At 44.8% G+C, this 13264-nt stretch carries 14 protein-coding genes; 1 reads left to right on the top strand and 13 read right to left on the bottom strand.

The features are described from left to right. Positions 1-66: 66 nt before the first annotated feature. From tehB to ybeY, 13 genes are all read right to left on the bottom strand, one after another. Entirely contained in the window at positions 67-927 is an 861-nt protein-coding gene (tehB, locus tag ACHBHN_RS05490; RefSeq protein ID WP_105161156.1) for an SAM-dependent methyltransferase TehB, read from the bottom strand. A 326-nt stretch (positions 928-1253) separates the two neighbouring features. Then, positions 1254-2885, bottom strand: a complete 1632-nt coding sequence (locus ACHBHN_RS05485) for an ABC transporter ATP-binding protein (protein WP_105161155.1) — start codon at positions 2883-2885, stop codon at positions 1254-1256. A gap of 589 nt (positions 2886-3474) precedes the next feature. Then, positions 3475-3942, bottom strand: coding sequence for an SsrA-binding protein SmpB (smpB, locus tag ACHBHN_RS05480; RefSeq protein ID WP_105161154.1), 468 nt, complete (start codon positions 3940-3942; stop codon positions 3475-3477). A 2-nt stretch (positions 3943-3944) separates the two neighbouring features. Further along, on the bottom strand, positions 3945-6314 hold the full coding sequence (gene rnr / locus ACHBHN_RS05475) for a ribonuclease R (RefSeq protein ID WP_394733764.1): 2370 nt from the start codon (positions 6312-6314) through the stop codon (positions 3945-3947). 279 nt (positions 6315-6593) lie between these two features. Further along, complete coding sequence (gene secG, locus ACHBHN_RS05470) at positions 6594-6827, bottom strand: preprotein translocase subunit SecG (protein WP_105110659.1); 234 nt, start codon at positions 6825-6827, stop codon at positions 6594-6596. A 46-nt stretch (positions 6828-6873) separates the two neighbouring features. After that, on the bottom strand, positions 6874-7023 hold the full coding sequence (rpmG, locus tag ACHBHN_RS05465; protein ID WP_105122613.1) for a 50S ribosomal protein L33: 150 nt from the start codon (positions 7021-7023) through the stop codon (positions 6874-6876). Continuing rightward, positions 7023-8228: a multidrug efflux MFS transporter gene (locus ACHBHN_RS05460; protein ID WP_394733075.1), complete on the bottom strand. Its 1206-nt coding sequence runs from the start codon at positions 8226-8228 to the stop codon at positions 7023-7025. Before ACHBHN_RS05460 ends, rpmG begins: the two co-directional genes overlap by 1 nt. Next, positions 8215-8817, bottom strand: coding sequence for a dephospho-CoA kinase (coaE, locus tag ACHBHN_RS05455; RefSeq protein WP_172059318.1), 603 nt, complete (start codon positions 8815-8817; stop codon positions 8215-8217). The genes ACHBHN_RS05460 and coaE overlap by 14 nt, the downstream gene beginning before the upstream one ends. Continuing rightward, entirely contained in the window at positions 8810-9637 is an 828-nt protein-coding gene (gene mutM / locus ACHBHN_RS05450; RefSeq protein WP_105110655.1) for a DNA-formamidopyrimidine glycosylase, read from the bottom strand. The genes coaE and mutM overlap by 8 nt, the downstream gene beginning before the upstream one ends. A gap of 1 nt (position 9638) precedes the next feature. After that, positions 9639-10076: a GNAT family N-acetyltransferase gene (locus ACHBHN_RS05445; RefSeq protein ID WP_105110654.1), complete on the bottom strand. Its 438-nt coding sequence runs from the start codon at positions 10074-10076 to the stop codon at positions 9639-9641. Positions 10077-10554: 478 nt separating this feature from the next. After that, a complete protein-coding gene (gene era, locus ACHBHN_RS05440) occupies positions 10555-11454 on the bottom strand; it encodes a GTPase Era (protein ID WP_105110653.1) in 900 nt (299 codons plus the stop codon). Between the two features lie 16 nt (positions 11455-11470). Beyond that, positions 11471-11872 (bottom strand): diacylglycerol kinase family protein, encoded by a 402-nt coding sequence (locus ACHBHN_RS05435; RefSeq protein WP_394733077.1) that lies wholly within the window; start codon positions 11870-11872, stop codon positions 11471-11473. Beyond that, on the bottom strand, positions 11853-12350 hold the full coding sequence (gene ybeY / locus ACHBHN_RS05430) for an rRNA maturation RNase YbeY (RefSeq protein ID WP_105110662.1): 498 nt from the start codon (positions 12348-12350) through the stop codon (positions 11853-11855). The genes ACHBHN_RS05435 and ybeY overlap by 20 nt, the downstream gene beginning before the upstream one ends. Positions 12351-12452: 102 nt before the next feature. On the opposite strand from ybeY, the gene ACHBHN_RS05425 reads away from it, so the two are divergent. Then, positions 12453-13262, top strand: a complete 810-nt coding sequence (locus ACHBHN_RS05425) for a MurR/RpiR family transcriptional regulator (protein ID WP_105161151.1) — start codon at positions 12453-12455, stop codon at positions 13260-13262. Positions 13263-13264 lie beyond the last annotated feature (2 nt).

Raw genomic sequence — 13264 nt, 5'->3', positions numbered from 1 at the left:
ATAGCATAGTTTGAAAAATGGTGCTGCCTTTTCTCTGGTAAACTTGGTTCTAATCAAAATATGATATCAGCACTTTTTTCTTGCCAACATGGTCGCAAACCGCATTTTGAGGAAGTTACCATTTTCATCACGCTTGTGGAGCTGTCCAAAGTCTTCGTTGTACTTGACCAAGTCCCAGTCACGGTAGTATTCCTTCAATTCACCTGAACCAAAGGTAAAGGAGAAATTCATAGGACAGGGTGCATCTTCCGTATCCATGGCTGCTACAATCAAGTTGTAACCACCTGGTCTTGTTCGTTCCTGCATATTTTGGATAATGGCGGGTACACGGTCACGCTCCAAAAACATGAAGACCACTGTTGAGATAATCCAATCATAGTCCTGCTCCAAACTAGCTGAGTTAATATCATAAGTCCCAGCCTGTAAATCCAAATCCTCCGCTTCCTTAACCTGCAAGAGCGTCTGAATGCTCGGCACATGCTTATCAACTGCCGTCACCTCAAAACCCTGCTGGGCCAAATAAAGACTGTTCCTACCATGACCACAGCCCAGGTCCAAGACCTTACATGGCTCGATGATCTTCAATGCCTCCAAGACCTCCGAATGCGTCCGCGTGTAGTCGTACTTTTTAGCAAAATAATCCTCTGGCTGACAGAAAAATTCCAAGAAAAACTCCGTATCCTCTGTCAACAAGGTCACCCGATGCCAAGCCTGTGGCTCAACAAAAGGAATCTCATCTGTCGGACCATAGACAAAACTAGACAAAATCTCATTGTCATCTGAAATCGGCTCAAATTTGAGCTGACCCTTCAAAACCTTGATTTTAGCCCAAGTACCCACCTTGGTATTATGCTTAGTCAAAAAATGCTGGGGAACTGTCTTCTGATTCCAAATGGGCATGCGTTTGTAAGGAACTAAAACAGTCATCATCTCTCCTTTTCGTCTACAAATCTTTAAAGATGTTTCTAGTCTACCACAAAGAAATCTTTCCTTCAAATCTATATTTTTACTTGACTTGGAGTTGACTCCAAGGTGTATAATATTCCATATCATTTAGAAAGACTATTTACTGCGAAGTAAATATGGGATAAATATAAAAACAGCTAGAGTTCTATCTGCTCTTGGAGAAACAAAGACGTTCGCCTATCTCCAAAGTTTCGGGGAACCTTTGGAGGTAGGTGAATTCTGATTTTAATTAAGTAAAATACAAAAAGAAACCTCCAGAAATCCTAGTACTCCTGGAGGTTCTTATTTTATATACTACTCAACTGCCAACTCCCCCCACCAGTCAACTCTAATTGCTGATTACAAATCTCTAAAATTTTCTTTCGATGTGTAATAGCAATAAAAATAGCAGGGTTTTCATCTAGGTAGGATGCAATCGTGGCAACGACCGAGTCTTCAGTTGCTTGGTCCAAGGCTGAGGTCGGTTCATCGTAAATCAGTACATCAACTGATCGATTTAAACTTCTAGCGATTCCAATACGCTGTCTTTCTCCACCTGATAGAGAGTGTTTGCTGTCAACTTCTCGCCCCAACAAATCTTCCAGATGCAAGCCTGCAATGACTTGTTCTGAGAGTTCCCATCCGTGATCAAACTGGATATTCTCGCGTACCCCAGCCGCAAATAAAAAGACATCTTGAGGTAAATAGGATATACGAACCAATAAATCTTCTGTCTCAAAATCGAATAGATTTTGTCCATTCACTAAAATATGACCACTAGTTGGATGAAGAATTCCTAGCAACAATTTTGACAAGGTTGACTTACCACTTCCTGTCTGTCCAACAACTGCCAAACGACTACCGACTTCTAACCTCAAATCTAACTCTTGAATCATACTCTGATTGGACTCATAAGCAAAGCAAACTTTCTGAAGTTCCAAGGTCTGAATTCTGCTTAATTCCTGCTTCAATACAGGCCTTTCTACTGACTCCTCATGCTTAAAAAATTCCTGCAATCGTGGCAAAGCGACATCAGCTTGTTGTTTTAACCGATTCAGCGTTGCGATGCTAAAAACAGGATCTAAAATCCAATGTGTATAGGACTGCAAGGTAAATAAACTACCTAGAGTCAACTTCCCTTGTAATACTAGATAGACACCAACTCCTAGAATCGTGATGGGAATAATGGAATAAAAGAAATTCATAAATGCACTATCTAAGGACGACACTCGCAATACTTGTGTTTTTGAAACCAGATAGCGATTTAAAGAATCTTGAAAACGTCTCTTAAAAAATGTATCTTTCAGACCGAGTTTAATAGTTTCTCGACCTTGCAATAATTCGACTGTATCCTCCATTACCTTAGAATAAGATTCGCTTTCAGTCTGAATTCTGGGCTTAATACTCTTATTGAGAGCTAAATAGATACAAGTATAAGATACAAAAATACCAAAGATAATGACTGTCAGTTCAAAACTAGTTACAAAGAAAATACTATAGATGATCAGCAGGCGCGTCGTAAAAATAATGATCTCTGGAATCAAATAGACCAAGTATTTTGCATAAGTCTCACTATCATTCAGAATTTTATTGAGTTTATCACCATTTTCCTGATGACTGAAGGAAGATAGAGGCTCTCCCAAAGCAGCTGACATGACATGATAACGCATAAGCATAATCCCTTTTGCCAGAGTCTGTTGAAAGCAGAAATCTTTTATATAATAAATTAGTAAATCTAAGATAGAAACTAGTACTAGTAGAAAGATTGTATGATAGATGGCATCCATTCTCCCCCCTTGATTGATTTGACTAATTTGGTCAATCAAGTAGCCAATCAAGACAGGTTGGCTAAGGGAAAAGAGAATCGATAGTAATTGAAAGAAGAAGGTTACCAATCTCTGTATCCGAATCGGCTTTAATGTCTGTTTAAAAGTAGTCATCGCTTCCTCCTTTTGGCTCTCTAACTTAATATATCACAATTCACTCTACATTTCTACCCGATTACTCCATGAAAAAATACTGAGATTTCTCCCAGTCTTAGCGACTATTGATGGCGGCAGTTGGGCATGACTTAGCTCACTCTGTTTTGCGCTGGCGGAATCAACTCTGGGCTTTATCCCGCTCTATTTACCTATAGATTGCCCTTAACAAGAAAAATAGTTGTCCAAATAGATAAAAAATAAACAGGATCACCCCAATCCAAAAAATCCATAGCAAGACGACTAAATTGAACAAAAAAGGCTGGAGGATGAAGTTTAGAATGAGAACAAGTCCCCAGCGTTGCCCCCATGTTAGCTTTCTTTGAATAAACCATTCTAAAAAGTCTTATCTGGGATGACTTCTTGTTTCAACATAATCATTTTTTATACTTAGAAAGAATCCTTTCAAGAGTCCACTTCCTTTCCCTTTATATAGAAGTCCTCAATTTAAGTTCTATTCGTTTTTTACTACGATACCATACCAAACCTAAAATATCAAAGCGTTCTGTATTTTCTGAGAAATATCAAAAAGACCAGGATTTCTCCCAGTCTACCGACTATTGATAGCCTTCATGGTCCGTTTGATGTCACGGTCTTGCTCACGGCGTTTGATAGACTCTCGCTTGTCGTAATCGTGCTTCCCTTTGGCAAGCCCAATCAAGACCTTGGCAAAGCCGTCCTTGATATAGACCTTGAGCGGCACCAGGGTCATCCCTGTTCCCTTGACCTCATTACCCAAGGACTCGATTTGCTTCTTCCGCAAGAGGAGCTTGCGGGTCCGCGTTGGCTCCTGGTTCCAGATATTGCCCTCATCGTAGGGAGCGATATGAACATTAACCAACCAAGCCTCACCATTCTTTATTTGGGCAAAACCATCTTTAAGGTTGATCCGCCCCGCACGAATGGACTTAATCTCTGTCCCCGTCAGGACCATCCCCGCCTCCACTGTATCAACAATGGTATAGTCGTGGCGGGCTTTTTTATTCTGTGCAATCACATTGCCCTCACCCTTGGCCATGCCTATCTCCTTTTCTTCTTGTTCTTTTTAGCCACTTCTTTGTAAAATGGTTTCTTTTTCTTGTCTTTTTTGCCGCTTTTTGATTTGTGGTCTTTCCCAGACTTGTGACGTCCACTGTCGCGACCAGCAGCTTCTTGTTTGTGGTGCTTACCTCGTCCTCGCCCTGACCGATCATCACGATCTCGGTTGGAGTGACTAGCCGTTCTCCGCTTGGCTTTCAAGGCCTTTTCGACAATATCCAGCTCGGACGGCACGTGGGCAAAATCGATTTCCCCTGTCATCTTGTCCGCCCGCGTTAGTTTGATACGGATTGGCTGACCGACACGGAAGACCCGACCAGATTTCTCACCCTGCAAGGTCAGAGTCCGCTCGTGGAACTGGTAGTACTCGTTGAGATTGGTGATGTGGATCAGGCCTTCAACCGTGTTTGGTAACTCGACAAAGAGACCAAACTTGACCACGCTAGACACGACACCATCAAACTCTTGCCCAACAAATTCTTGCATGAACTCTGCCTTCTTCATGGCTTCGACTTCCCGCTCTGCCTCAATGGCACGGCGTTCTAAACTGGACGAAGACTTGGCAAGCTCAGGAATAACCTGCTCAAAATGCTCTGCTTTTTCCGCAGGATTGTGACCATATTCCCGCACCATACGGTGAACCAGCAGGTCGGGATAACGGCGGATGGGACTGGTGAAGTGGGTGTAGAACTCCGCACCCAGACCGTAGTGGCCGTGGTTGTGCTCCGAGTAGCGTGCTTGCTGCATGGAACGCAGCAACATCATGTTGAGGACATCCGCATAGGGTTCATCCTTGACCCGCTCCATGAGGTCCTGCAGGGCGTCCTGGCTGATAGAGCTAGCTGTTCCATAGACCGTCAGACCAAAGCTGGTCGCATAGTCAATGAACTTCTGCAGCTTGTCCGACTTGGGCTCCTCGTGGATCCGATAGATGAAAGGAAGATCCAACTTGGCAAAATGCTCGGCAACGCACTCATTGGCCGCCAACATGAAGGACTCAATCATCCGCTCGGCAATGCCTCGCTGGCGCAGTTGAATATCGACTGGCAGACCGTCCTTGTTGACGATGATTTTGGCTTCAGCTGTATCAAAGTTGAGGGCACCGCGTTTGTACCGCATAGCTTCAAGGGTTTCATGGAGTTTGACCATGAGCTCAACACTTGGCACGATTGCCTTGTATTTGTCCAGCTTTTCCTTGTTACCTGCAATCATGTCATTGACATCGGAATAGGTCATGCGGAAGGTGGTTTTGATAACCGTTTGCCCAATCCAGTGCTTGACAACCTTGCCCTTGCGGTCAATTTCCATAATAGCCGACTGGGTCAGGCGTTCCACGTTTGGATTAAGAGAGCAGATGCCGTTTGACAGGCGTTCTGGCAGCATTGGTACCACACGGTCGGTCACATAGACAGAGGTCCCACGCTTGACAGCTTCCTGGTCCAAGGCAGAGCCTTCCGTCACATAGTAGCTGACATCAGCGATATGAACACCCAGCTCCAGATTGCCATTCTTGAGTTGCTTGATATGGACCGCATCGTCCAAGTCCTTGGCATCTGCACCGTCGATAGTGAAGATGATTTCATCCCGCAGATCCAAGCGTCCTTCAAAGTCCTTCTCAGACAGACTTTCTGGTACTCGGTTGGCCTCCGCCAAAACTTCATCAGGGAATTCCGACACGATGTCCATGGATTCCAAGACTTCCAAGACATCGATTCCCACATCATCCTTGTGGCCCACCACATCCCGAATGGTCGCAACAAAGTGATCCCGTTTCTTGTTTGGATAAGCCTCGATATCAACTTTTAGGATTTCCGTTCCGGTCAATACCAAAGGTGACTTTTTGATGTAAATCTTCTGAGCGATTTTCTGGTTTTTAGACTTGATGTAGCCTGCATACTCTGGCTTATCTTCGTCAAAAACAATCAAGCCCACCGCTGTTTTCAGGCTATGTGCCAAAATATCAATGACTTCCGCTTCCGCAGCTGTCCCCTTGAGCCTGTCCGCTACTTTCTTGATAGCCACTTCGACTCGGTCGCCCTCGATAGCGAAGTTGACATCGTCACGGCTGACAAAGAGGTCATCTTCCTCTTCATCAATAGTCACAAAGCCAAAACCAGACTTGTGGGCACGAAAAATACCCTGTAAGGTTACCTTGTTTTTAGAAATTTTTGGAACTGGCATAGCAATCCGACCCGCATTGTCAAAGACAAGCTGACGGCTACCTTCCATGCTCGAAACCAGCTTGACCAAGTCAGTAAACGCCTTGGCTGAACTAGCCTGCAAGTGGTCCGCTAGTTGGTCCATGGTCACAGGACCTGCTTCTGTAATATAGTTTAAAATATCTTTTTTCATTTATCTTTACCAAAGTGCTAGGAATATCCCTAGCTCTACTTTTCTAAATTTGCGTCATCATTTCAGCGCAGTGGTTGATTGGAAATTTTGTTCGCATTTTATGCTCCAAAATTTCCTAATCAACTGTACAGGATGTGAGTAAAATGATCTGGGAATAGACCGTTTTAGCCTGAACCTAGAAACACGAGAGTTCAGTTGAACTTCTTTTGATTAGTTAAGTTCTGTCCCACTCCTAAAAAAATAGACCAAGAGCATTGCCCCAGTCTACATTTGATTCTATTAATTACTTGAAATGATAACCAGAACCAGCGCATTGAGCAACCAAAGGGCAACTAGAATGGCTGTAAAACGCTGCATCACTGCCTCAAACCCACGCGCCTTTGTCCGCTCAAAAAGAGCACCACTAGAAGCATCAAAGACATTACTTGATTGGTTTTTAGCTGGCTGAATAAAAATCACCGCCACAAGAATAACAGATAAAATCAACAGAATGGTTAATAATACTTGATACATACTTTTTTCACTTTCTTAAATAACTCCTGCTATTATACCACAGAATCTATTTCGTTTCAAGGTGGAGGGTTACTTTTCTCTCCTTGGGGCAGTATTTCAAGACCTGGATTTTATCCGGATGGGTCTTGGCATTCTTGCTAGTCAAATAATTCTTACTGCCACATTCAGAACATTGCAAATTGATTTTTACTCTCACTAGACTTCCCTTACTTTCAAGTAGTTTCTAAAATTCACCAAGGACCAAATCAGATTAAACAAAACCAGAGCGCTAGACACATAAAACACCCAATCATAGCCTAGATGAGCAGCAGTCGTTGACCCAATCATGGGTCCCACAACCGAACCTAGATTATTAAAAATCTGATTGTAGGAGAAAATGCGCGAAATCCCTTCTTTGGGCGTTAACTTGGTCAAGAGGGAATTAACCGACGGCAATAGAGCTCCCGTACCAAAACCATAGAGAAAGCGCAGTACACCTAGCTGGAAAGGACTTTGGGCAAAGACGCAGAGGACATTGATCAAGAGACTGTAGGCCAAGGCCATGAGCAGCAACCTGTGATTGCCAATTCGGTCCCCCAATTTCCCCAAAGGACCTGAAGTCACCAGCGAGGCCATGCCCGGCAGGGAAATAATAAATCCAGCTACAAAAAGCAGATTGTCCGTCTGACCCAGATGCCGCACATAAAGAGTCAAAATCGGCACGACAGCCTGAGCCGCCGCAATGATAATCATGGAAGTGATAAACAGCCCCACCATCATCTGCTTGTCCTTGATTTGATGAAAGAGCTCTGCAATCATCATCTGCTGCCCCTTTTCCATCGGCTTGAAATCTTCACGAATATATAAAACTGTCAAAACCGCCACCAAGAGATAGAGCAAACCGACCAGCAGAAAGACATTGTGAATCCCCACTATTTCCGCCAAAAAACCACCCAGAGTCGGGCCAATCAAGTTACCCGCCACAGCCCCTGTTGACAAGGTTCCCAGAGCATAGCCTGTCTTGTCCTTGGGCACCTGACTGGCCACTAGAGCCGTCGCATTGGGAATATAGCCGGTAAAAATCCCATTCAACACACGCAGGACAATCAGCCAAAAAACATTTGGCACAAAAGCCATCCCACCCATGGTGAAAATCATAGCAAAAGCCGCCCGCACCATCATGGGCTTGCGACCATAACGGTCCGCCAAACTCCCCCAAATCGGCGCCATAATAGCTGCTGCCAGGGCATTGGTCGACACAGCCAGACCAGCAAAATACTCCACCTGGCTGCCAGTCACTCCCAACTCCTCCACAAAGACCGAGATAAAAGGCATGACCAAGGTAAAACTAACCCCCGTCAAAAAATTCCCAATCCAGGCCACCTTCAAATTCGGCTTCCAGTAACTACTACCCTCGTCCATTTCCAATCTCCTCTACCAAAGACGCCACCTGCGCCAAGGTCGCCTCCCGCGACCCACTGTTATCAATCACCTTATCTGCCCGTTCTTTTTTCTTTTCTAAAGAAAGCTGCGCTGCCAAGCGATTCTCCGCCTCCTGCAGGCTATAGCCGTTGCGAGCCATGAGCCGTGCCAACTGCTGGCGCTCATCGACATAGACCAGCCAGACCTCATCGACCTCCCCGCTATAATCCAACTCGTAGAGCAGGGGAATATCCATGAAAACCACTTCTTCTGTCTGTGCTAGCAAATCCCGTCGTGCCAACAGTTCTTGCCGAATAATCTGGTCCTGCAGTTCGGATAAGCGGGCCCGCAACTGGCTATCCGCAAAAACCTGCTGGCCCAATTTTACTCGGTCCAATTGACCATCAGCTGCTAGAATTGCCGGACCAAACTCCTCCAGCAAGACCTGATAGAGCCGTCCGCCCTTTTTCTGCAAGTCATGAACCACCCCGTCTGCATCGATGACCTGATAGCCCTTCTCTCGTAAAAAAGCTGTCACTGTTGACTTACCCGACGCGATACCGCCTGTTAATCCGATTACCTTAGCCATTTTTCACCTGACACTTGGGACAGAAATGTGTACCCCGCCCGCTCAACTGGATTTTGATAATCTCTGTCTGGCAACGGGGACAGGCCTGTCCTGTCTTTCCATAAACTTGTAAATAATCCTGCATGGTCCCGTCCATGCCCAAGGCATTCTTATAGGTCCGAATGGTTGAGCCACCTTTTTCGATACCCAGTTGCAGGACTTCAATGGTGGCTTGACGGAGGTCTGCCACCTGCTCTGCCGACAGCAGATTACTTGTTTGAGCAGGATGAACTTGTGCCTTGAATAAAACCTCATCGACATAGATATTGCCCAAACCAGCCACCAAAGACTGGTCCAAAAGATGTGCCTTAATGGGCTTTCTCGACTTAGCTAACTTGAGTGCAAATTCTTCTAGGACAAAATCTTCCTCCGTCGGCTCAGGACCAATTTTTCGACTGATAAAATAGGCATCCACATCTGCCTTGCCCAGCAGTTCCATTGTCCCAAACTTGCGGACATCTTGATAGACCAAGGTTGAGCCGTCTGTGAAGGTAAAAAAGGCATGGAAATGCTTGTTTATAGGCACCACATCATGGAAGAGATTGTACTTGCCCTCCATACGCAGATGGGAAATCAGCACAAAATCTGTCAGATAGAGGAGCAAATATTTACCCCGACGGTCCACCTCCATGATGGTTTGACCAACCAACTGCTCACGAAAGCTGTCCGCACCAGTCACAATCATACGAGGATAGTCCACCCGGACACGTTCAATTTTCTTACCTTTGACAAGACGATTGAGCCCACGACGAACCGTCTCAACCTCTGGAAGTTCGGGCATACTATTCCACCTCAACCTTTCTGACATAATGTATATTTCTACTTACTTCTCTGAAACCATTCTTGGTATGAAAAGCCTGACTGTGGCTATTTTTAAAATCCGTATCAGATGCCAGTTCCCGTGCTCCATGAGATTTAGCCCACGAATCTGCAAAATCGAGTAATTCGGCAGCAATCCCTTGTCCACGATAATCAGGATGAACAAAAATTCCTTCTACATAGGCAACTGGACTAAACTGACAGCCTTCCACATAATCATGGCGGAGTGACAAACTTATCCATGCAACCGCTATACCTGACGAAGAATAATAAAGAAACTCAAATGGAAACTTACCCTCAGCAAATTCTTCCATCAAAACTTGTTTATCTGTCTGCCATACCGAACTTGCAAATGAACCCCAAACAGAAACTATTTCTTCCGTAACAGATTTTATTGACATACTTTCTCTCCTTTGCGACGTAAAACACCACTAACGTGGTGTCTAAATGTTTCTTTATATGTTTTTACCTAAAAGATGTAGCAACATGGCATTATTGCGGCACTTTCGGATTTCTGGGATCGGAATATTAGAGACTATCCATAGGCTCACAGCCGTCTTCTTACTTCAAGGCTAGCGGGCTATTGAGGTCACTCCCTGACTGCCTCGCTCTACAATTTTAAAGCTCGGGTTCAATTTGCCAAAGTTGAATGCATTAAAACGCTACTCAACTAATGGCAATTCTCTGCGGAATTGCCTAGGCGACCTACTAGTTTCTAAAATCATTAAAATCGAATGATTTTAGAAACGTCGATCATGTCCTCTGGACGTTCCTCGCTCTCCAATTTCTTGGCTCGGGTTTTCACATGGTCACTTTCGCATTTTTAGGTGACCAGCTGAAACAGTCTATTCCCAGACTGTTTCACTCCCCCGGACGTTTTTAATACTCTTTCTCATTATAACCAAAGTCTGCCAGATCGAGTTTTTTGTCACGCCAGTTTTTCTTGACTTTGACCCAGGTTTCCAGGAAGACCTTGTCCCCCAGCATGAGTTCAATATCGCGTCGGGCCATGGAGCCGATTTTCTTGAGCATGGCTCCTTGTTTGCCAATGATAATGCCTTTTTGGCTATCGCGTTCGACCATGATGGTCGCGCGGATATGAACCTTGTCTGTAAATTCATCCCGTTTCATGGACTCGATAACCACTGCCACCGAATGCGGAATTTCCTCGCGAGTTAGGTGCAAGACCTTCTCGCGAATCATCTCGGACACCAAGAAGCGCTCTGGATGATCGGTAATCTGGTCTGCTGGGAAATATTGGAAACCTTCATCCAGATTTTCCTTGAGAATTTCCATCAAGCGATTGACATTATTGCCTTGGGTTGCAGAAATAGGCACAATTTCCTTGAAATCCATCTGCTGGCGGAAATCATCAATCTGCTCCAATAGCTGGTCCGGATGGACCTTGTCAATCTTGTTGACCACCAAAATAACCGGTACCTTGGCCTGACGCAGACGCTCCATAATCATATCATCACCCTTGCCCCGTTTTTCATCGGCAGGCACCATGAAGATGACCGTATCCACCTCACGCAAGGTGCTGTAAGCAGACTCAACCATGAAGTCTCCCAAGGCCGTCTTTGGCTTGTGAATACCTGGCGTGTCGATAAAGACAATTTGTTCCTCGTCCGTTGTGTAAATCCCCATAATCTTGTTACGGGTTGTCTGAGCCTTGTCGCTCATGATGGCAATCTTTTGCCCCATTACATAGTTGAGAAAGGTTGATTTCCCAACGTTTGGACGACCTAAAATCGCCACAAATCCTGACTTAAATGTCATGTATTCTCCTTATATCTTAAAAAATCAAGGCCCAAATCTTCGGCACAAAAATAATCAATCCTGTCAAAAGGGCAAAGCCTGAGACAAAAAGGACCGCTCCTGCCGCCATATCCTTGGCATTCTTGGCCAAAATGTGAAAATGATAGTCCGAGGCCAAATCCACCACGCTTTCAATAGCCGAATTCAGGATTTCGAAGGCAATCACCAGGCTAATGCTGAGCAGGAGAAAGAGCCATTCTGTAGCCGATACCTGAAAAATCAAGCCAGCCAAGACCACCAAAAAGGCCGTTGCCGCATGCTTTTTCATATTGCGCTCTTCCTTAAAGGCCGTTATCAAGCCGGAAACCGCAAAATCCATACTGGCTACCAGGTTCTGATTCTTCCAGCGTTTCTTTGAATTATTCTCTCGTAAGTCCATAAGCCGTCAAAATCTCTTCTTGCAAACCAAACATCTCCGCCTCTTCCTCAGGCGTGTAGTGATCATAGCCGTTGATATGGAGGAAGCCGTGCACAGCCAAAAAGCCCATTTCGCGGTCAAAACTATGGCCGTAGTCCTCTGCCTGCTCACGCGCCTTGTCAATGGAAATAAAGAGCTCACCGATGTAGGCATCAAAATCTTCCATCATCTCAGCCAATTCAGGATTATCCAGCAAATCTTCCTCATCAAAGACAATCTCCTGCTCCGGCTTGTACTCTAGGCTGACTACATCCGTCGGACGGTCAATTCCCCGGTACTCTAAATTCACTTCATGGACACGCGCATTGTCCACAAAGGTCACAGCCATTTCCTTGTTTTGCTTACCGATTTTCTCCGCCGCAAATTGGAGCAAGTCTGTAATCTGCTCTTGCATCTGAGCAGAAACCTGCCCTGTTTCATCAATCATTTCAATATACATGGTCATACATTCCCTTTACTATTTAACATTATATCACAAATGGCAGAAAGATTCTTTTTTATGGTATAATAGAAATACACTATATTATTACAGGGAACTACTATGAAAGCTGAACAGAATATCATTGCCATCATCGACAGCAATCTGGAACAGATGACCAAGCTGGAAAGGGAAATTGCGGCCTACTTTACAAGCCTGGACTCCAAGACCATGGATTTGAGCTTGGAAATCGTCACCCAGGAACTGCATATTTCTCCTTCTGCCCTGACCCGCTTTGCTAAGAAATGCGGATTTTCAGGCTATCGGGAATTTGTCTTTGCCTTTCAAAACCAGCAACAACAGCTAGACAAACAATTTAAACATGTCCAAAACAACCTGACCAAGAAGGTCCTGGTGGATTACGACGAAATTCTAACTGCGACCAGCCAGCTGGTGGACGAGGAAAAACTGCAAGAAATCGCCCACCTGATTGACCAAAGCAAGCGGGTTTATTTCTACGGCACCGGCAGTTCAGGTCTTGTTGCCATGGAGATTAAGTCCCGTTTCATGCGCCTGGGAGTTGTCTGTGACGCCATTACCGACCGCAATAACCTGATCTGGACCACCAATATCCTGGATCCCAACTGCCTAGTGATTGGGCTCTCCCTGTCTGGCTATACTGAGGATATCATCGACCACCTGACTCTGGCAGCCGAGCGAGGTATTCAGACAGCCCTCTTGACAACCAGGGAATTTGATACAACTCCTATTGACACCCTTATCCCTGTTGCCTCTGTTCGTAATTTAAATTATGGCAATCGTATTTCACCACAGATCCCGCTATTGATCATGTTAGATATTCTCTACGCATACTTTCATGCTATAGACCAAGAGAAAAAAGAAAGCATATTTAAACAAACAATCGTTGACTAAAT

The organism is Streptococcus sp. A22 (genome assembly GCF_043674215.1).
Classification (GTDB): domain Bacteria; phylum Bacillota; class Bacilli; order Lactobacillales; family Streptococcaceae; genus Streptococcus; species Streptococcus suis_V.
Note: the sequence above shows the minus strand (reverse complement) of the source record. Positions and strands in the feature narration are given on the sequence as shown.